We start from the raw sequence: 24,102 nt of genomic DNA on the forward strand, positions 1-24,102 counted from the left end.
TATTACAAAACATTACAAAATTTGTCATAATATTGGGTTTGCAACCATCTTTTAGCACTCCTATTTTTTTGTAGGTGTGAACTTTATTTGCCGTAAAAAACCCATGAGTCAAATAGTCTGGATCGCAAGACACGCCAACCGCCTCGACTTTGTAAATCCTGATTGGTTCCTCACCGCTGAACGACGCTACGATCCGCCTTTATCTGACGATGGTTTCGTGCAGGCAATACAATTAGCCCAACGCTTGAAAACTGAGAAAATTAGCCATATTTTTGCTTCTCCCTTTTTGCGAACGGTGCAAACAGCTAATGCTGTGGCTGAAGCCTTGGATTTATCTATTAAATTAGAAACAGGCTTGAGCGAATGGCTAAATCCTGAATGGATGACAGAAGAACCAGAAAGACTTTCTGTTCCAGCTTTAAAAGAACTATTTCCCAGGATTGATCATAGCTACACACCACGTATTGCGGCCAAATACCCCGAAACACACGAACAAGTACGCGCACGTTCAGGACAAACTGCTAGATGTCTAGCAACAGAATTCTTTCCAGAACATATCTTATTGGTAGCACATGGTGCTTCTGTGCTAGGGGCTGCAATGGGGTTAGTTGGTGAAGTTGCCAAAACGGAAGTAAAGGCTTCCTTATGTTCTTTGGTCAAAGTTGTGCTTCAAGGCCCAGAATGGTTGCTAGAACTAAAAGGGGATACTGCCCATTTAAATCAATTAGAAGAAGTGATCAGATTTGCGTAAATTCTTCAACAGGGCAGAAGACTAGTACAAAAAGGCAAAAGTAAAAAGTCAAAAGGAAAAAGTCAAAAGGAAAAAGAAAGAATAGTGATACCACAAGCCTTTTAGCAATTCCAAATGGTCTGTTTATTTCCGCCGGCCTGTACTTGACTTAAAAGCTAAGAAAGGATTAAGTATTAATCCAGTTTCACCCAACTTTCTTCCTCAAGCTCGAATTGACTCTACAAAAACAGCAACTAAATTACTAAGTATTTATTTATGACTTTGTTACTAGCAGGAGATATCGGTGGCACAAAAACCATTTTGCGATTAGTGGAAACATCAGAAACACAAGATTTACAGACTATTTATGAGGACAGTTATCGTAGTGGGGATTTTCCTGATTTAGTGCCGATGGTACAGCAGTTTTTACTTAAAGCAAATACAGGAATTCCTCAAAAAGCTTGTTTTGCGATCGCTGGGCCAGTAGTCAATAACACAGCAAAATTAACTAACCTTGCATGGTATTTAGATACCGAACGTCTGCAACAAGAATTAAGTATTGCGGCAATTTCGCTGATTAATGACTTTGCGGCTGTGGGCTATGGAATTTTCGGTTTAAGTGCAGAAGATTTACTGACTTTACAACCAGGGAAACAGAAACTAGCAGCACCTATCGCGGTGATTGGTGCAGGTACTGGATTAGGACAAGGCTTTTTGATGAAGCAGGGAGATAATTATCAAGTTTTTCCTTCTGAAGGTGGTCACGCCGACTTTGCCCCTCGCAATGAGTTAGAATTTCAGCTGATGAAATATTTGCTGGATAAACATGATATCCAGCGTGTTTCTGTAGAACGCGTTGTATCCGGGTTGGGTATTGTGGCGATTTACCAATTTCTGCGCGACCGCAAACATGCGACGGAATCCCCAGAAATCGCCCAAGCTGTGAGAACTTGGGAACAAGAAGCCGGACAGCCAGAAAAAAGTGTTGATCCTGGTGCGGTGATTGGTAAAGCCGCAGTGCAGAAAAGCGATCGCCTCTCGGAACAAACTCTACAGTTATTTGTTGATGCTTACGGTGCAGAAGCTGGAAATCTCGCCTTGAAACTTTTGCCTTACGGTGGTTTGTACATCGCTGGTGGAATTGCCCCAAAAATTCTACCTTTAATTCAAAACGGTAATTTCTTATTGAACTTCACGCAAAAAGGCCGAATGCGTTCTCTTTTGGCAGATGTACCAGTATATATTATTCTCAACCCCCAAGTAGGATTAATAGGTGCAGCTTTGTGTGCAGCTAGGTTATAACACTAACATCATCAGTGATATCTGCATCAGCAAAGCTAAAACTATGACATTCAAAAAATTATTACCATTGATAGCTGCCACACTTGTTTGTGGTAGCTGTTTTGTTGCGGAAGCACGCCAACCCCAGCAACCAGCAACTAAAAAGCCGGAAACTGCGGCGCAACCAGTCCAACCAAAATGGAAGTTATTCCGTGCGCCTGATGGACGTTTTACAGTATTAATGCCGGGAACACCAAACAAAGAAACTCAAACCCAAAAAACTTATATGGGGGAAATAGATTTAGAAATCTTCTTTGCTCAACCACCAAAACAACAAGTTGCCTACGTAGTTGTTTATAATGAGTTTCCCCACAGTTACGGCACATTGACCAATCCGCAAACGATCTTAGAGCAAGCACAAGCTATGGTGCTAAAAACTACGAAAAGTAATTTAATTAGTCAGCGCAATATTCGTAGTTCCAATGGTCATCCTGGCAAAGAAATTGAGTTTGTAAATGCTGGAGGTAAAATTACGAAAAGTAGGATGTATGTTGCCGAAGGTAGACTTTATCAAGTCATGGCAATTACAACTAAAAAGCAACAACAAACTCTCAGCAAAACTATTACAGGTTATTTGAATTCCTTTCAAGTTGTTTTGAGATAGCAGCATTATCTATCGCCTTGGATTTTAAGTCTGAGGCGATCGCTTTACCTCAACGCTCACAGATAAAGTTAATCATTAATTATAATCGAAGTCAGATAAGCAAGCGTAGGCTCCTGCGATACTATTTTTATAATGTAAACCACATCACATAAATTTATGGAGCCAGACTCTCTACCAACTGAGGTGATACTGACGCACCCGCGTCAGTCCCTCGGTAAAGTGCAACTTGACTGGACACCCCAACCGGGAAACTATCTTGATTTTCAGGGCAAAACCTACGCTGTTCTGGAGCGTCGCCATCGATATCAATTTAAATTCGGGCGTTATCGACTTTATAATATAGCTCTCTATGTGCAGTTTGCTCAAAGACCAGCAGAAAAAACTTTGGTAGATGGCCGTTGGGTGGTTGGTGATGCGACTTGTGTTTATAATGCTAATTCAGAAATTGTGCGTTGTGCAGTCAACCCCCACGGCCCTTGCCAGGATTGTCGCTACTATGAAAAAGTATGAAGTGTGAAGTCTGTTCGCCTTTGGCGTTCCCGTACCCCTACGGAGAAGCAAGCTACGCGTAGCGTCTCCCTTTGGGAGAAGGGTAGTCTGAAATTTTGTACTTCATAATTCATACTTCAGAATTTCGCCTGTTGTTAAACGAGTCCCATTGACAAAATCCCATCCCGATTGGGTACGTTTACCAGCTAACTGAACCTCCCGTAATAATAATAAACCTGCTCCAGTTTGGGCGATCGCTCCTATTCCCTTGGCAATGCTGACTATTTCTCCTGGGCTACCAGATATATTGGATAAATCAGGCAATTTTTGACATATTTTTGCTAAATCTGGTGGTATTTCTTCAGCGTCAGCAGAACCAAGGGGAAGGGTGGCTGTAATTTTGAGAGCCTGGTTCCGAAAAGTTGTTAAGCAATTAGGATAAAAACCCCGAATTTGATTGTGTAATTGTGTAGCGCTCTTTGACCAATCTAACTCGTAATCTTGCTTTTGTATCAAAGGTGCGTAAGTAGCTTCTGCGTTATTTTGCGGAACTGGTTGAATTTCTTGCAGCTTCAGTTTTAACAAAGTTTCTATTAATAAATCTCCACCAATTGTCGCTAATCTCTCGGCTAAACTATCAGCATTATCGAATAATCCAATGGGTGTGGTTGCTTTAAGTAACATATCCCCTGTATCCATACCGACATCCATCAACATTGTGGTAATTCCTGTTTCTGGTTCACCATTACATACAGACCACTGAATCGGAGCCGCACCACGATACTTAGGTAAAATTGAGCCATGCACATTAATGCAACCCAATTTAGGCATCTTCAAGATTTTTTTTGATAAAATTTGTCCATAAGCTACCACAACAAATACATCAGCTTCTGTTTGTTGCAGATGGGTTAGAGTTTCACTATCTTTTTTGATTCGCTCTGGTTGCCACACTAGCAAATTATGATTGAGCGCAAGTGTTTTTACAGGTGAAGGAGTGAGTTTGTTTCCTCGTTCTCGACGTTTATCTGGTTGAGTAACTACTGCCAAAATTTCAAATTCGGGATGATTCAGTAGTTTTTCTAGGGTAGGAATAGCAAATTCAGGAGTGCCAAAAAATACAACTTTCATTAATTAAGAATCAATGGTTAATAGTCAATAGGTAATAATTACTTAGTTATTTATTATTATCCTTCTTATTCTCTATTTTCTATATAAAGTTGGCGAAACGAAGTTTTATTGATAAACTAAGAATAATTTAACCCAATATGTTGATAAATTGATATCAACTTGATATTTTATCTAGCTGGCTGATTCAGCTAAAAACAAAAAAGAGCTTTGTGAGGTTTGCCAAAGCAAAGCCATGAGGCCATTTTTTCTAAAATACAGTTACAAGTTTAGCTGCTCCTTTCCAATTATTACAGTTAGATATTAATTTAGTCCCAGGAGTGGATACTAACTCTGTTTTTCGAGTATCATGTGTTGTGCGTCAGCTTTCCCAGCTTTTAAAGTAACGCCTCACTCACTTTTCACGTTACCGGGGTCTGTACTGTTGTAGTAGGTACACATGGGGGAACCTCCTGCGGCTTGGCAGTTGCTAAAGTCTATCCCAACAGTTCGGCTATTTGCTCTACCTGTAGGCTGTTAGTACAACAAGGCTGAAGTCTGAAATAAAAAAACCTTTATAGTGAGCTTTTCAGCCATTTATCATAGGTGATTTATTTCCGCCAACCTTTACTAGTATTTGTAGCCAACATAATGCGCCTGATACTTCTTAATCAATTATCAGTTTTCTGCTGTGGTTAATGATGTGTTAAAGGTGTAAAACCTTAGTTTATGCAGTAATCTTTTGATGAATCTGCATCGATTTTGTGCTGGCAAAACTGTCGTAAGTGAATAGTATTTATTAAGCAAAAAGCGTAGCTCATGATAATCAATTTTTGTGACGCAGTGCAAATTTAAAAAAATTATTTCTCACAACTCGTTAAAACCGTGAGTTTATTGTTATACCTGTAGTCATCACCTTTCTTCTTGCTACATAGACATCGATTGCTCCTCACACAGCACCCGCACTTCTAGAGAGTCCACACATGCTCAAACCCCTCTTGCTGTCAGGATGGTTCCGTGTGCAACCATTTCTTAATTCCGTTGTTTTAGTGATGCTGATTGCTCCTTTAGTTGCAGCATCAGGTCACTCTACCTCTGCTAAACAATCCAAAGTAGTAGCTGAAGTTGCTCCTGACGCTGGAGAATCTGAAGCTGTACCTCAAGAGAAAGCTAACTTTGGTGAACCTGATTTAGCAGGAATGTTTCAAGATGCTCCGCATAACTCCAGCACCGGAGAATCTACTTCAGTTTCACAGAATCTGGTTGTAGTTGGGGAACAGCCAGTGATACAGGCACAAAAAATCGAGTCTTTGGTGGTAGCAGATCATGCAATCAAAAATGGTTCTTATGCAAGCGGTGATATGACTACTGCTGATCCCTTAGCAGCAGTAGAACTAGCTCCAATTCCCAACATCAGCGTTAATGACCTCAAGTTAGCAACAAAACTCCAAGCCGCTGAGATTGAGTCGTTAGTGCAAGAAAAGTATTTTGCATCAGCAAAAAATTCTCTTGTTGGCTCATCAGGATTAAATCGCCTTCCAGGGGTCGTACCAATACCCCAAGAGCCAGGATCAGAATCTACAACTGATGAACCCGCAATGGAAATCCCTAGCGATGAGCAAGCAGAACAAGTAGATCCTATTGGTAGCCCCCATCCAATTCCTTGGAAATGGATTGTGGCGACTCAAGAAGCAATTGGCGCAAAAGGTAATAGTGGAGTGCGCTATTACCGGAGTTTACCTGTGGTTTCTCCTGATGGTAAGTATGCTGTTTACAGCCGGGTGCAGATGGAGATTAAACCGGAAATGTATAACAGTCATGTTAGCAGTACGATGTTTGTTGAAGATAGACAAACTAAGAAATTGCGGGTAATGGCTTCAACTTCACAAGTTAAAGATCCGTTATTACATAGTAATGTTGCACCACCAGAACAGATCCAAGAAAATGGCAAAATTGGGGTATTAGTTCCTGTTAGTTGGTCAGAAAAAAGCGATCGCTTTTTAGCACGTAAGTTTGAGGGTGTATTCAATACAGGCGACGCGACAGATCGTGCAGTTATCTGGGATCGACAAAAAAATCACACCAATACCGTTGCTCCATCTCGCCAGGAAGAAGAACATGAAAAGATTGCGGTACTTCTAGGTTGGAGTAAAAACCAACCAGATCACGTACTTTTCCGCGAAGGAGAAATGGGTGAAGAAGAATGGCCTCTGGTAAAAGTTGCTACTGATGGTAAGACAGTAAATACAACAGATGCCGATCAGCCTGTAACTTTTGGGGATCAGACAGAAGTGTGGTCAGGGCCACAAGTTGCGACTCGATAATTGCTAAAGTTTATTGAAAATAATATCTATTCCCGTTATTACTACAGCTAATAGCGGGAAATTTTTTTGAATAGTGATGTAACTATATAGCGGTAGTCGTATGTGTTAGGACAACTTGAAAGCTTGAATGCCAGGAATAGTAAAACTTTTCCTTCTGCCTTCTGCCTTCTGCCTTCTGCTATGATTAACTTTTCAAATTTTGAAACTTTGCATTCTTTTCCCACTATTCAGTAAACCTAACTGTTGAGATAGTTGTAAAGATTTTACCCAAGTTTGTTCTGATAGCTGGGAAATTGCATTTGCTGATAAGGTAGCGGTAAAAGTATCTTTATCGCTAGTAACATCACTAACATCGAAACTTTGTAAAATTGCGATCGCCGCCTCGGAAATTGGTTCAGTATGAATAAATATCGTTAAACTCGGTGTTGCTGGATCTTGAACCTCATTAAGTGCCATCGCCAGTGCTGCGCCTAGCTTTTGATAGTTCATAAGTATTTCCTGAGTAAAAGGGTAGGCAGTGGGAAACTGGCCTAACACTAAGCTATCAAATTTTGAGGTTTTGATTACCTACCCTTATACAGACGTAGTACACCAATCTATACGTCTTATTACAGATTCTCTGTATTAATCAAGCCATAACCCCATTTATGATCAAAGGTTCCGGCTGGTTTACCAGGAATTGAACTGTTTTTGCGGAATAACTCTTTGATGGCTTGGGAATCTAAATTGCGATCGCGCTGCAATAATAATGCTACCAACCCTGTAACAAAAGGTGTCGCCATACTAGTGCCAGCCATCGCCAAAAATTTAGAATTAATCGTCATCGAACGGTCAGCATTGGCATTAGAAGACAGAGCAGAAACAATCATTGCTCCAGGTGCGGCAACATCAGGTTTTTGGGCATTATTGCGTAACGGCCCCTCACTACTAAACTCAGAAATGCAGTTGGGTTCTAAACCCATTTCTCGCACTTGGTTATCAATATCTGTGTACTTAACTTTAGTGGTGTAAGCTGCGACTGTAACTGCACTATCCGCAGATCCAGGCGCACCAATTTTCACAGAATCTTTGACACTATTACCTGTAAAAAATACTGAGGACGTATCATCTAATGTCCATACATCTAGGCGGGTATCATTGGCAGATGTGTTACGGACTCTTAGCTGCCAAATACCGCCCATTACTTGGGAGGGGCCATTTCCGCGAATCTGCACGAAGAAATTATAGTCGCCGTTGGACGCATCTGGGGCGGGGGTGACAATTTGCACCCGTGCATCGGGGAGTTGATGATTTACGGCTGGGTTCCCGTTAGGAATAATTTTTTGGAAAGGAGTCACAAACCCGTTAGGACTGCGTAAGGAAACTTCTAATTGGCTGTCTTTGGCATACCAAGCATTCAACCAAACAATACCCACTTGATTTAACGGTACATTAAACCGCATTCCCCGCATCTTGCCACTGGCGATGATGGCTTGACCATGAATATTGTCGTTGCCTTCGTTACCAGCTGCACAGCAAACAATTCTGCCAGGGCCGGTTTCTGCGTCAATCACTTGAGAAAGGGAGTCGCTACCATCGTGAGCATCGGCGTGTCCACCTAAACTGAGATTGACTACAGCTGGCCGTCCTAACTCACCAGCTACTCGAAAAACGTAGCGGACAGCATCGGCAATGTGGGCATCCTGTAAATCAGATTTGACAATTACTAATTCTGCGTCTGGTGCGACACCACCGTAGGTAACATCAGCACCAGACGCGATACCTGCAACATGAGTACCATGACCGTCAGTATCTTGGGAAACGGTTAGTAAGGCATCTGTTAATTCCGCACCATAAGCACCTTCTTTAACTCCTGGCCCTGGTAAGGTTTGATCCCATAACCGTAAAATCCGCCCAGCAAAAGCAGGATGTTTTGGGTCAATCCCACTGTCAACCACGCCGATAATTACACCCTTGCCGGACAGTCCAGTTTTGTTCTTAAATTCTGGTAATTTTACAGCTTGGGGCGCAACATCCATCCGCAGTTTGAGTTTGCGCGATGGTTTAATCCGCTGGATGGCTGGTTCTTCGGATAAAGCATCTAAACTTTCAATGGGGAGGAAAGCTGTACGTACATGGCCTACATTTTGGTTAATTTCTATGCCATATTGTGCCAAGTGGCTTAAATCTGCGTCATCGTCACAGTAGATAAACACCAGACTTTTGGTAGGTTTGACAATGTTTTTGGGTGTCATGATACCAAGCGATCGCTTATGTGTTATCAATGCTGGTAGCCCTTCGTGTTGATAATCTTCCATTGCCAACAGCAGCCCAGGAGAAAGTTTTTCATGTCTCATTGTGGTTTTAGCCTCTATTCTTGGGAAAAACAGTAATTTTTTCAGTAAGAGAATTCACTCTAAATTAGTAAAATTCAGGTGATGTTTGTTGCTTTATTTCTGGAGGATTTATGGGTATCTATAGTTTTCTTAGATAACCATAAATCAGTTTATGAATGAATCAATAACTCATAAATTTTAATGCGAGAATTTTCATTTTTCCCTAATTTTTATGAATTATTTCTCTCCTCATTTGATGTTGTTGTAACTGCTGAAATATCCTATTGTCAATAAATGTAGTAGAAATGATTAGCTGAATTACTTGGTTATGAGTGTCTAAATTCAATGTTTATTTCAAAAGTGCTTTTTAGTAATTCAGTGCCAGTACCAATGATTACGGAAAAAGTTATCACTTTGCTCGTTTTGGTTAAGATATATATTTTTGCGGTAAATAGGTAAAGGCAAGAGTTTACTTTGTGTAATTACTAAATGTTATGAATAAACATCAAGAATTATAAAGCTAAAAGTTCGTAGTAATTAATACAAAATTGTTTGTAAGTAACTCTGAGAGCAAGTTATGTAAAGTCAGCTTTTCACCCTATCAAGCGTCAAAAATTTATCCATAGATAGTCATTTTCTCGTCATATTTGTTGCTAAGACTAAAAACAAATCTAGCAAAGCTCAGAGCTTTCTCAGTTTATGTATGTTTTTGGTAGGCAAAATGACTTTAGGTAAACTCCAGCACGCTATTGGCATATTTGGCGATCGCCAAATTGTACTACAAGCGATCGCCGAATTAAAAAATACAGGCTTTTCGATGAATAAAATTTCTGTAATTACTCGCCAGCCTGAACTTGACGATAATAACACCAGAGCAAATAATATTACTCAATCTGAAGGGGCAGCTATAGGTGCATTAGCAACTGCGAGAACAGCCGGTTTACTTACCTTAGTCGCAGGTTTTGGGGTTTTACTTATTCCTGGGTTTGGCCCAGCCCTCGCTGTTGAGTCTGCTTTAGCCACACTTTTAGGAAGTGGTGCGAGTGCAGCAGCTGGCGGAATCATTGGTGCGCTGCGGGGTTGGTTTCTGCCGGAAGAAGCAGCGCAACTTTATCATGATCAAGTATTTCAGGGCAATTATTTAGTAACCATAGAAGGCACAGAAGCAGATATTCTCCATGCTGAACCAATTTTGCAACGTTGGGGTATTCAGGAATGGCGTGTTATTGATGTGCCTCAAAGTTGAAATAGTGAGTACCAAAGTATTTCTCACAATATCCAACAAGGTCGTCAAATTCACTTTCTTGTTAACCTGTAAAGGAGAAAGTTTTTGAGTATCAGGAGTAGCCATGTACGTGCTAGTGGGTGGAGCAGGCTTAGTAGGGCTTTCTTTGGCTCAAAAATTGGTAGAACTAGGACATACTGTCGCCGTCATTGATATAGAGCCTACAGCTTGCCGCTATGCTCGTGAACAAGTAGGTGCAATGGCGTTTGAAGGCAGTGCTGTGAGTACGGAAGTGTTGTTAGAGGCGGGAATTCGTAAAGCCGATGCCTTAGTAGCAGTTTTGAGAAGTGATGCGTTGAACTTGGCAATGGTAACTTTGGCTAAACATTATGGTGTGACGCATATTTTAAGTCGCTTGCGTCATGGTGATTTTGCAGAACCACTGCGTTTAGCAGGTGCAAACCATGTGATTAGCACCGTTGAACTATCAGTTTCCACAATGGTTAATGCCATTGAATATCCCCAAGTAGAATCAATGATGCACTTTGAGCAAGGGCAGATTGAAGTTTTAAAACTGGCTATTCCCAATAATTGTTATGTAGTCAATCGCAGTCTTGCCGAAATAGCGCAAGATTCTCGATTTCCTAGTGGTTCTTTGATTATTGGCTATCAACCTCATCCCCATGAAGATTTGATGATTCCGAATGGTAGTACAGTTCTAGAGCCAGGTTCGACTGTATTGATTGCGACTAAACCAGGAAGTGTACATCAAGTCATTGATTTTATCGAAGGTTGTAAGTAATTTGCATGAAATTTTATTTACAGATTTGTTTAGCGATCGCAGTTATTTTCCTGTCTGCTTGTCAAGCATCAGAAAATTCTGTCAAGTCACAAACTAAGCCAACTCCCAGTGGTCAAGCTTATAAAATTGTGACTTTAGATCAGAATTTTAAAATAGCAACAGGTCAAACTATTTATGTTCCTATTTATTCTGAGATATATCATCATAATCGCCAAGAAATTTTTAATTTAGCAGCTACCTTGAGTATTAGAAATACAGATGTAACTAATCCTATAATTATTACTTCTGTGCGTTATTACGACTCCAACGGTAAACTAATTGAGCAATATTTAGAAAAGCCAATTCAACTAGATCCACTCGCCTCTACAGAATTTTTTGTGAATCGCAATGATAGCCGGGGCGGTGTCGGCGCAAATTTTATTGTCGAGTGGGTGTCTTCAACAGCAATATCTGAGCCGATAGTTGAAGCGGTGATGATTGGCACAGACTTTCAGCAAGGAATTTCGTTTATTAGTCCGGGAAAAGTGATAAAAAGGCAAAACAAATAGGTAGTCTTCAAAAGATATCAATCATCATCCAGTTGTAGCATTTGCTCATCAAGAGATTGTATCCGTCCGCGGACAATTTCTTCCGAAAGAATTCGCTTACGCAGCGCCTCGTTGAGAACACCCTTTTCGGCTAACAGTAAGCGACGACGAATAGCATCTAATTTGCTCAAATCGCTATTTTTGGTATCCAAACTGTTAACACGGCGATTATATAAGTCTCTCAGAGCTTTTTCAGCCCCAGCCACTCGGACTTGATAAGCCGATCGCATTTCCTCGTAAACTGATTTTGGTAATACCCCTGACTTCAACAAGCTATCTAATTCATCCTGGGCGGCTTTACCTGTCATCAGTTGCGCTTGTAATTCTTCCACTTGCTGCTGAGTTGCGGAGAATTTCGATAATTTTAAGCGTTTGACTAACCAAGGCAAGCTTAAACCCTGTCCGACTAATGAAACTAGCACACTACCAAAAACTAAAGCAATTAAAACATCTCTACTTGGTAAACCAATAGGTAAACTCAAAGCCAAAGCCATTGACAGTGAGCCTTTGATATTGCCTAAAAACAGTAAATGTTGCCAACGCAGAGGAATTGGGCGATCGAACCACCGAACTGTTGCTAGTAGTGGATAAACTGTTAGTATTCGTCCAGCTTGATAAGCTAAAACAGCCAGTAAAACAGCAGGTAAAGTTTTCCAGAATGTGACTAAGTTGATTTCTAAACCAATCAACAGAAAAATAAACGTGTTCACCGTAAAACTGGCATATTCCCAGAAACTCAACAAAGTGATACGACTGGAAGCCGAAGTATTGCGCGAAAGTCCCAGATTGCCGAAAATTAAGCCAGCGACAACTACCGCCACAGCACCTGATACACCGAGAAATTGCCCAACCTGAAAAGTTCCTAAAGCAACTGCAACCGTTAACAACAGACTACTGAGAGGATCATCTAAACGAGCAAATACAGGTATGCTTAAGTAGCCTAATACTAACCCGACAACGCAACCACCTAAAGAAATAAATAGTAGTTGTTGAATTCCTCCTACTAAGGTGAGTGAACCTGTGGAATATACTTGCAAAATTAGGTTGAATGAAACTAACGCCGCCGCATCATTGAATAAAGTTTCGCCTTCAACAATAGTAGATAGTCGGGAAGGTACGGGTATTTCCTTAAATACTGCAATCATGGAAACAGTGTCTGTGTTTGCCAGAATTACACCCACCAGTAAAGCAGGTATCCAAGTTAATCCCAGCCCTAGTTTTAACACGACGGCAATAATCGCACTAGAAACTACAGCCCCAGGTAAAGCTAAAAGGGCAATGGGTTTAAAAGTGCTGCGGAGACGACTAACATCTGTATTGATCCCAGCTTCAAAAATCAGAATTGGTAAAAACAGATTTAATACCAAAGAAGGATCTAAACCAATGCGATGAGATAATAATTCCGTTATGGGCAACCCTGCTAATACCAAACCCGTAACATAAGGAACTCGCAACCGACGGGATAGTAAGGCTACACCAGTGGCAACTAGTAAGAGAATAATAGAAATTTTAACTAATTCAGTAACATTCACAGTGAATAATCAGAATTTATTTGAATGCCATTGATCAAAGTTGCAAAAAAGTTGTACACCTGTCAACTAACTTCAGAGCCTATTTATCAAGTAAATATTCACTACTGCATGAGATTTTAGAGCAAAAAGCGCAGATAAATTGATCACTTATCAGGCTAAGTAACGCGACAATCTAAAATTTCAAATCTAAAATTCCTATTAAACTCTTTGGTATTTTTCCATCATAGGTAAGAGTCATAAATGTAGAAATATTTGCCACAATCTCTCCTGAAGGTACAAATAATTACCTATGCAAATTCAAACACCAGACTGGGTTAAGCACGCTGTTTTCTACCAAATATTTCCCGATCGCTTTGCTAGAAGCAAACAGCCGCGTAAACGATTGTTACACGAAGCCCGTTGGGAAGATTGGGAAGCAATGCCCACACTCCAAGGTTATAAAGGCGGCGATTTGTGGGGCATTATTGAGGGATTGGACTACATTCAAGGTTTAGGAATTAACGCGATTTATTTCACGCCGATTTTTCAGTCTGCGAGTAATCACCGTTATCATACTCACGATTATTACCAAGTTGATCCGTTGTTGGGAGGAAATGAAGCGTTTAAAGAATTGCTAGAAGCAGCCCATCAACGGAATATTAAAGTAGTTTTGGATGGAGTGTTTAATCATTCGAGTCGTGGGTTTTTCTTTTTCCATGATGTGTTGGAAAATGGCCCCCATTCGCCTTGGGTAAATTGGTTTAAAATTCATAGCTGGCCGCTGTCTGCTTACAATGGTGATTTTCCCGCTAATTATGAAGGTTGGGCGGATAATCGGGCTTTGCCAGTATTTAACCACGACAACCCAGAAGTGCGAGAATATATCATGGAAATTGCCGAATATTGGATGAAGTTCGGCATTGATGGCTGGCGGTTAGATGTGCCATTTGAAATTAAAACTCCTGGTTTTTGGCAAGAATTTCGAGAGCGAGTCAAAGCCATTAACCCTGAAGCTTATATTGTGGGCGAAGTCTGGGGAGATTCCCGCGAGTGGTTAGATGGGACGCAATTTGACGGTGTAATGAATTATTTATTTGCTGGGCCGACAATTGCCTTTGCCGCAGGCGATCGCGTAGTCTTAGAACAAGTTCAAAGTCGGGACTATCAACCTTATCCACCTTTATTTGCTGCTGAGTATGCCACTAAAATCCAAGAACTATTGCAACTATATCCTTGGGAAATTCAGCTAACGCAACTCAACTTACTTGCTAGTCACGATACCGCACGTTTGATGACCATTGCGGGCGGCGATAAAGCCAGCATCAAATTATCAACTTTACTTTTACTCACCTTTCCTGGTGCGCCCAGTATTTATTATGGTGATGAAGTGGGTTTACCTGGTGCAATCGACCCCGACTCCCGCCGCAGCTTTCCTTTAGAAGCGAATTGGGATCAGGAAATTTTGCAAACTCACCGCCAATTAATTGACATTCGACAAGCTTACCAAGCTTTGCGGATAGGAGATTATCAAGTTCTCTATGCCCAAGGAACACTATACGTTTTTGCCCGGACTTTAGGCACAGAAGAATTAATGATAGTTGTTAATATTGGCACAGCATCTGCTCAAGCAAACATAGATATTACTAGTTTGCAAACTCAACCCAACAAGCTGCTATTTGGCTATGCAGAATTTGCATGGAATAACGCCGGAGAAACTAAACAACTTTCTCTCACTGTTCCTCCTCGGACTGGTTGCATTTTGGTTTAAATAAGCTAAAACACGTCTAAATTACGGAATTCCCCGTAAAGGTCGTCCTTGGTTAATCAATTTTGGACTTTGGATTGACTCCACCCTAAAATGTGGAGCTTGATAGCGCAGCGTTAGCGAGTCGTTGAGCGTCGGATTTTAGATTGGCGTTAGGGAAGCGTAAGCAGCGCAGCGAGTATTTTGAATTAATTCCGCCCTGAAGGGGTGGTGCTTGTACCGAAAATTCCCCATCCAAAATCTCAAATCCGAAATCTCAAATTTTTTGGTCATCGGTCATTTGTGTTGACAAGGGACAAATGACTGATGACTAAGCACTCGCGGCGGACATACCCCTCTCCTAAGAAACAAGGCAGGAGGCAGAAGGGAAGAGGATTTTCCTTGTTTCTTCCATCCATAACGGACGCGATCGCGTCCGTAAACAGCTTCTGTCACTTCCTACAAACCTAAATGTTGGCGCAGTGCTTGGCGCATTACATCAACTGGTACAGTTTCTTGTTGTAACCAAATTTTTAAAGCCGCTGCGCCTTGTTGTACTAGCATTTCTAATCCATCAATAACAATCGCGCCTTGTTTTTCTGCCTGTTGCAGAAACTTTGTCGGCTGGGGAATATAAATTAAATCATAGGCGATCGCACCTGACGGCAGATCATTCATTTCCGCAGCAGTCAATGGCGAGTCATCAACATTCGGATACATCCCCATTGGTGTAGTATTCACTAACAAATTAGCTTGGGGAATTAGTTTGACAAGAGTAGGCCATGTATGAACTTGCAGTTTCTCGGCTATGGGTGAACTTCCCCAACTATCCCGGAACTCGATTAATCTTTGTTCGTTGCGTCCCACAACATGAATTTCAGCAAAACCCAGTTGATAACAACCTGCAACCACTGCTCTCGCTGCACCACCATTACCTAAAATTATCGCTACCTTTTGACTCCAATCTTGCTGATATGTTGTTTGTAATGGGGCGATAAATCCCTCGATATCAGTGTTTGTACCTACCCATTGCTGATTTTTACGGGTAACAGTATTGACTGCACCTATAGCTTGTGCTACAAGTGTAATTTCTGATAGTAAAGGCATAATTGCCTGTTTATGGGGGATTGTCACACTAAAACCTGTCACCCCAATTGTGGCAAAACCTGCGATCGCTATTTGTAAATTCTCTGGTGCGATCGGAAAAGGTAGATAAATATAATCTACGCCTAACGCGGCTAATGCTGCATTGTGCATCACCGGCGACAGTGAATGTTCCACCGGATGCCCAATTACCCCTAATAATTCGGTAGTACCTGTAACTTTGGTCATTGATTAATAGTCAAGAGTCAATGGTCAATGGTTATTGTCTCTTATTCTTGTTCTCGTCAATTGTCATTAGTTATTCCTACTCCTTCTTCTATCCTGCTCTACAATTATTAAGAGCTACTTAACATTTCTGGTAACTATGCAGGTAAGTACAGCCCCCTCTACAAATGCAGTTCCTGGTCAATATTGGCAGTGGCGAGGGCAAAAAGTTTACTATGTGCGTGCGGGAAATTCGCAAACACAACGTCTGCCTTTGTTGTTGGTGCATGGGTTTGGTGCTTCCACAGACCACTGGCGCAAAAACATCAATGGATTAGATCAAGATTTTGAAGTGTTTGCCATTGATTTATTGGGATTTGGGCGATCGGCTAAACCCAAATTGCAGTACAGTGGCGATCTATGGCGTGACCAACTCCATGATTTTATTAGTGAAGTGATTGGTCGCAAAGCGATCATAGCAGGCAACTCTCTAGGTGGTTATGCCAGCTTGTGTGTTGCAGCCCAATATCCTGATAGTGTTGCTGGGGTAGTATTACTCAATAGTGCTGGCCCTTTTAGCGAAAACCAAACCACAGCCGAACCAGAAGCGTTACAATCACAAATTCAACCGCCGAAACAACTGTCACCACTACAAAAAATTTTGGCTAATGGTGTTAAGTGGGTTTTGAAACAATCTTTTTCCCGGTTTTTAATATTTCAATATGTGCGACAACGTTGGGTAATTCGCCGCACTTTAGAAAAAGTTTATTTAGATAAAACTGCAATTACAGACCAATTAGTAGAAGATATTTATCGCCCTGCTTTTGATACTGGCGCTTTTGATGTGTTTGTTTCTGTGTTCAGTAGTCCTCAAGGAGAAAAAGTTGATGTGCTATTGCAGCGATTAACTTGTCCTTTGTTATTATTATGGGGCGAAGCTGATCCTTGGATGAAGGCGCGAGAACGTTCCCAAAAATTTCGCCAATATTATCCTCAACTGACTGAATATTTTCTCAAAGCAGGTCATTGTCCCCATGATGAAATTCCCAATCAGGTCAATCAACTTTTAAAGGATTGGGTTGTGTCTATTTCTCAGTAGAAATAGAGGAATCCGATTTGATTCCTAAAAAATCTCTGTATATTTAGTGGCGTGGCAAAGCTAAAATGTTGCAATAGATTTTGGATAAAATTGAGATAAATCAATGTTTTGTACTTTTTTCTAATGCGCTACTTTAGCCTTGTCACGCTACTAATGCGGATTACCCACTTTATTTACACCAAACAATCCTTGAGCGCATAAATCACCTGATCTTGCTGCTGGGTTGTAAGTTCAGGAAACATAGGCAAAGATAAAACCTCATGACAGGTTTGCTCGGCTACTGGCAATTGCCCTGATTGATAACCCAAATGTTGATAAACTGGCTGTAAATGCAGTGGATAGGGATAGTAAACCATCGAATTTATACCCCGTTCTTGCAATTGATTCTTTACCCAATCACGCCGTGAAGCACTAGCACCATTTCGTGATTCACTGACTACGCGAATTGTGAATTGATTCCAGACACTCTCCCCATCAGGAAGTTCTTCAGGGACAACAATTCCCGGAAGTTGGCTGAGGAACTGCTGGTAATAAGAGGCGATCGCTTGTCGTTGTTGATTCCAATTATCGAGATAACGCAGTTTAATTTGCAAAATCGCGGCTTGAATGGCATCTAAACGGCTATTTACGCCAACTTCTTCGTAGTAATAACGATTTCTTTGCCCATGTTCTTTAATTACCCGCATCTTTGCAGCTAACTCTGGATTATTAGTTGTAATTGCCCCTCCATCGCCACAACCGCCGAGATTCTTGGTAGGATAAAAACTAAAGCAACCAATCTGCCCAATACTGCCAACTTTTTGATAATCCCAACTTGCACCTGTAGATTGAGCGCAGTCTTCAATGACAGCTAAATTATGAATCTGCGCGATCGCCATTAACTCAGTCATATCGACAGGCTGTCCGAATAAATGCACCGGAATAATCGCCTTGGTTTTGGGTGTAACCGCCGCAGCTATTTGCCGCAAATCTAAGTTAAATGTATTAATATCTATATCCACAAATACAGGCTTGGCTCCTACAGCACTGATTACCTCAGCCGTAGCAATAAAGGTAAACGGTGTCGTAATTACCTCATCGCCTGCACCAATTTCTAAAGCTCGTAGCGCTAAGTAGAGTGCATCAGTTCCAGAGTTACAAGCTATACAATTAGTTACACCATGATAGACAGCAAATTGTTGCTCAAAGCTTTCAATGATGGGGCCACCAATATAACACCCGGAAGACAAAACTTCTAGCACTGCTGCACTCACTTCTGCTTCGATAGTGATGTATTGCTGCTTGATATCAAATGCTGGAACAGAATTTATGCTTTGGAACATGAGTTTTTATGTGATTTGAAGATACAAAGGATGCACTTCGACAGTAGATTTTAGCTGCTTGACTTTTTATCAAACAGTTGGCTAATAGACTGTCTCCCCGGATACGCATCAACAAGGGTGATTACTGAAATTATTGTATTGGTAAAAATATCATACTAATTCGTAATTTGTAATTTGTAATTTGTAATTAGGCCACTCTGAAAAAGTGTCAATCAACAAGACTTCTAGGGAGTCATTTTATGAAATTGATCAAAACCTCACGCAAAGATGATAGAGAATTATTCTGTTTAGCAGACATAATCTGATTCATGTAACGGATCTGAGGTGAATACTCTGCACTTGAATAATTGAAATTCCACTCTCAAGTATGTAAGCTGTTGTGATCAGACAATTCCCGGAGGTGAAAAAACTGTGCCGGATTTAATCAAACTAGATTTAGCTGATTTAGCCTTGGTTGTGGGGTTAATGGCGATCGCCATTGGTTTATCCGCCTGGGAAAAATTGGGATTAGAGTTAAACTTAGGAATTGCAACTGGCAGAACCATCTTACAGCTGTTGGTATTGGGGTACGTTTTCGATTTCATCTTTGCCGTAAATAATCCTTGGGCGGTCTTGGGGACTTTAGCAATTATGCTGACAATGGGAGCAATTGTCGCCCGAAATCGGATCAGCCAGAAAATTCCCTTAGTCTTACCTGTGGTTTGGGGAGCAATTTTAGTCAGTACAGCTTTCACGCTGTTCTACACCAACTTCTTAATTCTCCAACCAGATAGATGGTACGAATCAAAGTATATGATTCCTTTTGCTGGAATCATTATTGGTAACGCCATGAATGCAGCGGCGATCGCAGGTGAACGTCTTGTGAGTACAGTAAATAATTCCGCTGGGGAAATTGAAACTCACTTAAGTTTAGGCGCAAATCCCCAACAAGCCGTCACTCAATACCGCCGAGAAGCCATTCGCGCCGCATTCCTTCCTACCATCAATCAAATGATGCTTATTGGTATGGCTACCCTTCCCAGCATTACAGCCGGACAGTTATTAGGCGGTGTGAACCCTTTAGATGCTGTGTCTTATGAGATTTTAATTGTGTTTATGGTTGCTGTGGCTAACTTACTGACGACAATTTTAGTTACACGGGGATTGTGTCGTCAGTTTTTTAACTCAGCGGCGCAGTTAATCAGGTGATTGTGGAACACAAAAGTACTTTGATACGTTGACTTTCAAAATCCAATAGTATTTGCTTTTTTCTGAGAATTAAGCGATCGCCCAGATTAATTTATCGGCAAATTGAGAGAGGTGCTAGATTTTTTGTCTTCTTTCGCAGGGGAGAAGACTGATTTATCTCTAGTGTGAGAGTATGCGATCGCTTGTTGATCAAAAAGTAACTCAGTTATTCAGACAATATTCAAGCAAGGCGAAGTATCTTGAGCCGACATCAATTCTTCTGCTTCAGTGCATTGATCTAAATCCCGCAGTATCCCCGCCAAGAAACTAGCTAACGCCCTTGATTAGACTGCTCATGGATAGATTTATTATGCCACACAACAGCGATGACAAAGATTTCTCCTCAGAAACGCAGACTCAGGTATTTGCTTATAAAGAACGGCTAAATTCTTGGATTGTTGCACGGTTATTTCCAGATATGCAAAGAGTAACAGTTGCGAGATTTCGCAGCCGTTCTGATGCAGATGGTTATGTACAAAGTTTACGCCAACTCATGCCGGAAGCTAATTTTGTCGTGGTGTTTGATTGTCCACGTCAGAAAGTAGCAATTTAAATTTTAGGAGAGGCGATCGCCTAAATCGTCTTCTCCTTCATTAATAATTAATATCATCCGCAAAACCATAACCACCACCGCCGGGTGTCTCAATGACAAACACATCACCAATATTCATTTTCACCACAGCTTTACTACCTAAATCCTCAACTGTTCCATCACATCTTTCCACATAATTTTTTCCTAATTTCCCTGCTGCACCACCAGATAAACCAAAAGGTGCAACTACACGATGATTTGACAAAATTGCTGCTGTCATCGGTTCTAAAAAACGTACGCGGCGAATGACACCATTACCACCATAATGACAGCCTTTACCACCACTATTTTTACGAATAGCAAAATTTTCTAACATAATTGGAAAACGCCATTCTAATACTTCTGGATCTGTCAGACGGGAATTAGTCATGTGTGTTTGAACTGCATCTGTACCAGCAAAATTTGCACCTGCACCAGAACCACCGCAGATTGTTTCATAATATTGATAGCGTTCATTCCCAAAGGTAAAATTGTTCATTGTTCCTTGAGAAGCCGCTAAAACACCCAACGCGCCATATAGAGCATCGGTTATTGCTTGAGAAGTTTCCACGTTTCCTGCTACCACAGCCACAGGGTAAGAGGGATTTAATATACAACCTTCAGGTATGTGAATTTCTAAAGGTTTCAGACAGCCAGCATTTAAAGGAATATCATCATTAACTAATGTGCGAAAAACATATAAAACTGCTGCTTTACAAACTGCTGCTGGAGCATTAAAATTATTATCTACTTGCTGATCTGAAGTACCTGCAAAATCAATTTTTGCGCTGCGGTTTTCTCGATTAATGGTAATTGCAACTTGAATCATTACACCATTATCTAAGGCATAACTGAAACTGCCATCTGGCAAAAATTCAATAACACGCCGTACAGATTCTTCCGCATTATCTTGCACAAAAACCATGTAAGCTTGTACAGTTTCTAAGCCATAGTGTTCTACCATTTTCAACAATTCTTGCACACCGCGTTTGTTTGCAGCGATTTGTGCTTGTAAATCTGCTAAATTTTGGGTGATATTGCGTGCAGGGTAAGGTTCACTTGTGAGCAAACTTACTAATTCTGCTTCGCGGAGTTTACCTGCTGCAACTAACTGAAAATTATCGATTAATATACCTTCTTCTACCACATTTGTACTATTGGGTGGCATTGAACCGGGAGTAATACCGCCGATATCTGCATGGTGTCCCCGTGAGGCGACATAAAATAGTGGGGAGTCGGGAGTACTGAGTGCTGAGTGGGGAAAGACTGGGGTGACAACGGTAATATCTGGTAAGTGAGTACCACCGTTATAGGGGTTATTAGAGGCAAAGACATCACCAGGTTTGATGGTATCACCATAGTGAGTAATTAAAGCTTGCACACTTTCACTCATCGAACCCAAATGCACAGGAATGTGTGGCGCATTCGCTACTAATTGTCCAGCACCATCAAAAATTGCACAGGAGAAATCGAGCCTTTCTTTGATGTTTACAGAGGAACTAGTATTTTGTAAGGTTATACCCATTTGTTCCGCGATCGCCCGAAACAAATTATTAAAAATCTCCAGCATCACCGGATCTTGTTGAGTGCTGAGTTGTGTAAAGCCCTGCGGGCATTGCTGCGCGTAGAGCGGTAGCGGGGCGTTTAACCCGTGTTGAGTGCTGAGTGCTGAGTGTCTTGTTAAAACCAAGTGATTGCGTGTAGTTAATTCAGCTTGCCAATGGGGTTCAATAACATTTGTACCCGTCGCCTCCACAATAATGGCTGGCCCTGCAATACAATCTCCTGGTTGTAAATCTTGGCGTTGATACACTGGTGTAGTTTGCCATAACCCAGCAGTATACATTTGTATCGTCGCTACTGCTACAGATTTTTGCTCATTCCTACGTGTAATTACATTCTCTTCCGGCGCATCATGTTTCACCACCACCTCAACCGCCACTGCTTCCACAATCAACCGCTTTTCAGCCGCAATAAACCCATAACGCTGACGATGTAACTCCTCAAACTGACGTTGCATTAACACCACATCACCAAAATCCACAATCAACGGCGCATCCGTCCCCTCATATCTAAGATGCAGCTTGCGATAAACATCTAAAAAGGGTGTAGAGGTGTCGGGTATATCAGCCTCTCCTCTCTCTGCGTCCTCTGTACCTCTGCGGTTCGTTTCCCTGATAGCCTCCGCCACCAACCCTACAAACTCTGACTCCAACGCCGCCAACAAACCCTCACTCAAAACCGCTTCCACCGACTTTTCTCGAATCACCCTAATATCTGCCAAACCCATACCATAAGCAGACAACACCCCTGCGAATGGATGAATAAACACCTGCTTCATCCCCAAAGCATCAGCAATTAAACAAGCGTGTTGCCCACCAGCACCGCCGAAACAACACAAAGTATACTCCGACACATCATAACCACGCTGGAGAGAGATTTTTTTGATAGCATTCGCCATCTTATCAACTGCGATCGCCAAAAATCCCGTAGCGACTTCTTCCGCTGTTCTCCCATCTCCAATTTCCGCAGTTAATTGCCTAAACTTCAGCCGTACCACCTCTGCATCTAACGGCAAATCCCCATTCGCCCCAAACACCTTGGGGAAAAACTCTGGTTGCAACTTACCTACCATCACATTGCAATCAGTTACCGTCAACCTTCCACCTTGAGAATAAGCCGCCGGGCCAGGATTCGCCCCCGCAGATTCCGGCCCCACCCGATACCGCGAACCATCAAACTGCACAATTGAACCACCACCAGCTGCAACGGTATGAATTGCCATCATCGGTGTTCGCAGACGCACTCCGGCGACTTCCGTTTCAAAGGTGCGTTCATACTCGCCATTGTAATGCGCCACATCAGTTGATGTACCGCCCATATCAAAGCTGATAATCTTGTTAAATCCAGCCATCCGGCTTGTTTGTACTGCCCCAACTATCCCACCCGCCGGGCCGGATAAAATGCTATCTTTACCTTGAAAGTTCTCTGCATCCGCTAGTCCGCCGTTGGATTGCATGAACATTAGTTTTGTGGTTTGTTCGTTATTGAGTTGATGAGAGACTTGATCAACATATCGCCGCAAAATCGGTGATAAATAGGCATCAACAACAGTCGTATCACCCCGACTAACTAATTTCATTAAAGGGCTGACTATATGCGATACAGAAACTTGAGTAAAGCCAATACTTTTGGCTAAAGTGGCGACTTGTTGTTCATGGGCTGTGTAGCGGTAGCCGTGCATGAACACAATGGCACAACAACGAATCCCATCATTGTATGCTGCTTGTAATTGCGGACGCACAGCATCAAGATTCAGCAGGATTAATTCTTTCCCTTGGGCGCTGTAACGTTCTCCTACTTCAATTACTTGTTCGTACAGCATTTCTGGCAAAATTATCTGACGCGCGAAGATATCGGGACGGTTTTGATAACCGATGCGTAAAGCGTCCCGAAATCCTTGGGTAATTACAAGAACAGTGCGATCGCCTTTTCTTTCTAATAAGGCATTTGTCGCCACAGTTGTTCCCATCTTCACCGCCGCGATGCGATCGCCGGGAATTGGCACATCAGCAGGAATTCCCAGTAGTTCTCGAATTCCTTGCACTACTGCATCAGTATAGCGATCGGGATTTTCTGACAGCAGCTTGTGAATTACCAACTCCCCATCAGGACGCTTCGCCACAATATCGGTGAACGTCCCGCCTCTATCAATCCAGAATTCCCAAAGCGCCGAAGATGGTGATACCCCAGTCATAGTGAATTCCTCAATGCCGATTTTGCTACCGCCAAGGTTATG

19 protein-coding genes are annotated in these 24,102 nt (G+C 41.7%); 12 read left to right on the plus strand and 7 right to left on the minus strand.

All coding sequences use genetic code 11. The annotated features are described in order from the left end of the window. Positions 1-103: 103 nt before the first annotated feature. From NOS7107_RS02685 to NOS7107_RS02700, 4 genes are all read left to right on the plus strand, one after another. Positions 104-751 carry a histidine phosphatase family protein gene (locus NOS7107_RS02685; protein ID WP_015111447.1) on the plus strand — a complete coding sequence of 216 codons (648 nt, stop codon included), beginning with the start codon at positions 104-106 and terminating at the stop codon, positions 749-751. 255 nt (positions 752-1,006) lie between these two features. After that, positions 1,007-2,032, plus strand: a complete 1,026-nt coding sequence (locus NOS7107_RS02690) for a glucokinase (protein ID WP_015111448.1) — start codon at positions 1,007-1,009, stop codon at positions 2,030-2,032. Between the two features lie 43 nt (positions 2,033-2,075). Next, complete coding sequence (locus NOS7107_RS02695; protein WP_044499603.1) at positions 2,076-2,675, plus strand: hypothetical protein; 600 nt, start codon at positions 2,076-2,078, stop codon at positions 2,673-2,675. A gap of 156 nt (positions 2,676-2,831) precedes the next feature. Then, complete coding sequence (locus NOS7107_RS02700) at positions 2,832-3,185, plus strand: DUF6464 family protein (RefSeq protein ID WP_015111450.1); 354 nt, start codon at positions 2,832-2,834, stop codon at positions 3,183-3,185. Between the two features lie 102 nt (positions 3,186-3,287). Here NOS7107_RS02700 and fmt read toward each other — a convergent pair whose 3' ends face one another. Further along, entirely contained in the window at positions 3,288-4,292 is a 1,005-nt protein-coding gene (fmt, locus tag NOS7107_RS02705; protein WP_015111451.1) for a methionyl-tRNA formyltransferase, read from the minus strand. Positions 4,293-5,251: 959 nt separating this feature from the next. Here fmt and NOS7107_RS02710 point away from each other — a divergent pair. Beyond that, positions 5,252-6,592, plus strand: a complete 1,341-nt coding sequence (locus NOS7107_RS02710) for a hypothetical protein (RefSeq protein ID WP_015111452.1) — start codon at positions 5,252-5,254, stop codon at positions 6,590-6,592. A gap of 192 nt (positions 6,593-6,784) precedes the next feature. Here the strand turns inward: NOS7107_RS02710 and NOS7107_RS02715 are convergent, their stop codons facing one another. After that, positions 6,785-7,081 (minus strand): hypothetical protein, encoded by a 297-nt coding sequence (locus NOS7107_RS02715; RefSeq protein WP_015111453.1) that lies wholly within the window; start codon positions 7,079-7,081, stop codon positions 6,785-6,787. A 119-nt stretch (positions 7,082-7,200) separates the two neighbouring features. After that, entirely contained in the window at positions 7,201-8,928 is a 1,728-nt protein-coding gene (locus NOS7107_RS02720; protein WP_015111454.1) for a S8 family peptidase, read from the minus strand. Positions 8,929-9,610: 682 nt separating this feature from the next. Between NOS7107_RS02720 and NOS7107_RS02725 the strand changes: the two genes are divergently transcribed. The 3 genes from NOS7107_RS02725 (at position 9,611) to NOS7107_RS02735 (ending at position 11,482) form a co-directional block, all read left to right on the plus strand. Further along, positions 9,611-10,153, plus strand: a complete 543-nt coding sequence (locus NOS7107_RS02725) for a hypothetical protein (protein WP_015111455.1) — start codon at positions 9,611-9,613, stop codon at positions 10,151-10,153. Positions 10,154-10,256: 103 nt separating this feature from the next. Further along, a complete protein-coding gene (locus NOS7107_RS02730) occupies positions 10,257-10,934 on the plus strand; it encodes a TrkA family potassium uptake protein (protein WP_015111456.1) in 678 nt (225 codons plus the stop codon). A gap of 5 nt (positions 10,935-10,939) precedes the next feature. Beyond that, the gene (locus tag NOS7107_RS02735; RefSeq protein WP_015111457.1) at positions 10,940-11,482 is read left to right on the plus strand and encodes a DUF3124 domain-containing protein; all 543 of its coding nucleotides are present in this window, start codon (positions 10,940-10,942) and stop codon (positions 11,480-11,482) included. A 17-nt stretch (positions 11,483-11,499) separates the two neighbouring features. On the opposite strand, the gene NOS7107_RS02740 is transcribed toward NOS7107_RS02735, so the two are convergent. Next, positions 11,500-13,053 carry a sodium:proton antiporter gene (locus NOS7107_RS02740; protein WP_015111458.1) on the minus strand — a complete coding sequence of 518 codons (1,554 nt, stop codon included), beginning with the start codon at positions 13,051-13,053 and terminating at the stop codon, positions 11,500-11,502. Between the two features lie 289 nt (positions 13,054-13,342). Between NOS7107_RS02740 and NOS7107_RS02745 the strand changes: the two genes are divergently transcribed. Continuing rightward, positions 13,343-14,800, plus strand: a complete 1,458-nt coding sequence (locus NOS7107_RS02745; protein WP_015111459.1) for a glycoside hydrolase family 13 protein — start codon at positions 13,343-13,345, stop codon at positions 14,798-14,800. 435 nt (positions 14,801-15,235) lie between these two features. On the opposite strand, the gene NOS7107_RS02750 is transcribed toward NOS7107_RS02745, so the two are convergent. Beyond that, a complete protein-coding gene (locus NOS7107_RS02750) occupies positions 15,236-16,108 on the minus strand; it encodes a shikimate dehydrogenase (RefSeq protein WP_015111460.1) in 873 nt (290 codons plus the stop codon). 136 nt (positions 16,109-16,244) lie between these two features. On the opposite strand from NOS7107_RS02750, the gene NOS7107_RS02755 reads away from it, so the two are divergent. Beyond that, complete coding sequence (locus NOS7107_RS02755) at positions 16,245-17,183, plus strand: alpha/beta fold hydrolase (RefSeq protein WP_015111461.1); 939 nt, start codon at positions 16,245-16,247, stop codon at positions 17,181-17,183. A 173-nt stretch (positions 17,184-17,356) separates the two neighbouring features. Here the strand turns inward: NOS7107_RS02755 and NOS7107_RS02760 are convergent, their stop codons facing one another. Further along, entirely contained in the window at positions 17,357-18,505 is a 1,149-nt protein-coding gene (locus NOS7107_RS02760; RefSeq protein ID WP_015111462.1) for a DegT/DnrJ/EryC1/StrS aminotransferase family protein, read from the minus strand. Between the two features lie 411 nt (positions 18,506-18,916). On the opposite strand from NOS7107_RS02760, the gene fetB reads away from it, so the two are divergent. Both fetB and NOS7107_RS02770 read left to right on the plus strand, forming a co-directional pair. Beyond that, on the plus strand, positions 18,917-19,693 hold the full coding sequence (fetB, locus tag NOS7107_RS02765; RefSeq protein WP_015111463.1) for an iron export ABC transporter permease subunit FetB: 777 nt from the start codon (positions 18,917-18,919) through the stop codon (positions 19,691-19,693). A gap of 349 nt (positions 19,694-20,042) precedes the next feature. After that, a complete protein-coding gene (locus NOS7107_RS02770; protein WP_015111464.1) occupies positions 20,043-20,285 on the plus strand; it encodes a hypothetical protein in 243 nt (80 codons plus the stop codon). Between the two features lie 40 nt (positions 20,286-20,325). Here NOS7107_RS02770 and NOS7107_RS02775 read toward each other — a convergent pair whose 3' ends face one another. Continuing rightward, complete coding sequence (locus tag NOS7107_RS02775) at positions 20,326-24,060, minus strand: hydantoinase B/oxoprolinase family protein (RefSeq protein WP_015111465.1); 3,735 nt, start codon at positions 24,058-24,060, stop codon at positions 20,326-20,328. Positions 24,061-24,102: the final 42 nt, after the last annotated feature.

The sequence above is a fragment of the Nostoc sp. PCC 7107 genome, assembly GCF_000316625.1.
Classification (GTDB): Bacteria; Cyanobacteriota; Cyanobacteriia; order Cyanobacteriales; family Nostocaceae; genus Nostoc_B.

Excerpts from the sequence above, each read along its gene's own strand:
- NOS7107_RS02685 (WP_015111447.1), top strand. The coding sequence starts at position 104 with ATGAGTCAAATAGTCTGGATCGCAAGACACGCCAACCGCCTCGACTTT.
- NOS7107_RS02690 (WP_015111448.1), top strand. The coding sequence starts at position 1,007 with ATGACTTTGTTACTAGCAGGAGATATCGGTGGCACAAAAACCATTTTG.
- NOS7107_RS02695 (WP_044499603.1), top strand. The coding sequence starts at position 2,076 with ATGACATTCAAAAAATTATTACCATTGATAGCTGCCACACTTGTTTGT.
- NOS7107_RS02700 (WP_015111450.1), top strand. The coding sequence starts at position 2,832 with ATGGAGCCAGACTCTCTACCAACTGAGGTGATACTGACGCACCCGCGT.
- fmt (WP_015111451.1), bottom strand. The coding sequence starts at position 4,292 with ATGAAAGTTGTATTTTTTGGCACTCCTGAATTTGCTATTCCTACCCTA.
- NOS7107_RS02710 (WP_015111452.1), top strand. The coding sequence starts at position 5,252 with ATGCTCAAACCCCTCTTGCTGTCAGGATGGTTCCGTGTGCAACCATTT.
- NOS7107_RS02715 (WP_015111453.1), bottom strand. The coding sequence starts at position 7,081 with ATGAACTATCAAAAGCTAGGCGCAGCACTGGCGATGGCACTTAATGAG.
- NOS7107_RS02720 (WP_015111454.1), bottom strand. The coding sequence starts at position 8,928 with ATGAGACATGAAAAACTTTCTCCTGGGCTGCTGTTGGCAATGGAAGAT.
- NOS7107_RS02725 (WP_015111455.1), top strand. The coding sequence starts at position 9,611 with ATGTTTTTGGTAGGCAAAATGACTTTAGGTAAACTCCAGCACGCTATT.
- NOS7107_RS02730 (WP_015111456.1), top strand. The coding sequence starts at position 10,257 with ATGTACGTGCTAGTGGGTGGAGCAGGCTTAGTAGGGCTTTCTTTGGCT.
- NOS7107_RS02735 (WP_015111457.1), top strand. The coding sequence starts at position 10,940 with ATGAAATTTTATTTACAGATTTGTTTAGCGATCGCAGTTATTTTCCTG.
- NOS7107_RS02745 (WP_015111459.1), top strand. The coding sequence starts at position 13,343 with ATGCAAATTCAAACACCAGACTGGGTTAAGCACGCTGTTTTCTACCAA.
- NOS7107_RS02750 (WP_015111460.1), bottom strand. The coding sequence starts at position 16,108 with ATGACCAAAGTTACAGGTACTACCGAATTATTAGGGGTAATTGGGCAT.
- NOS7107_RS02755 (WP_015111461.1), top strand. The coding sequence starts at position 16,245 with ATGCAGGTAAGTACAGCCCCCTCTACAAATGCAGTTCCTGGTCAATAT.
- NOS7107_RS02760 (WP_015111462.1), bottom strand. The coding sequence starts at position 18,505 with ATGTTCCAAAGCATAAATTCTGTTCCAGCATTTGATATCAAGCAGCAA.
- NOS7107_RS02770 (WP_015111464.1), top strand. The coding sequence starts at position 20,043 with ATGCCACACAACAGCGATGACAAAGATTTCTCCTCAGAAACGCAGACT.
- NOS7107_RS02775 (WP_015111465.1), bottom strand. The coding sequence starts at position 24,060 with ATGACTGGGGTATCACCATCTTCGGCGCTTTGGGAATTCTGGATTGAT.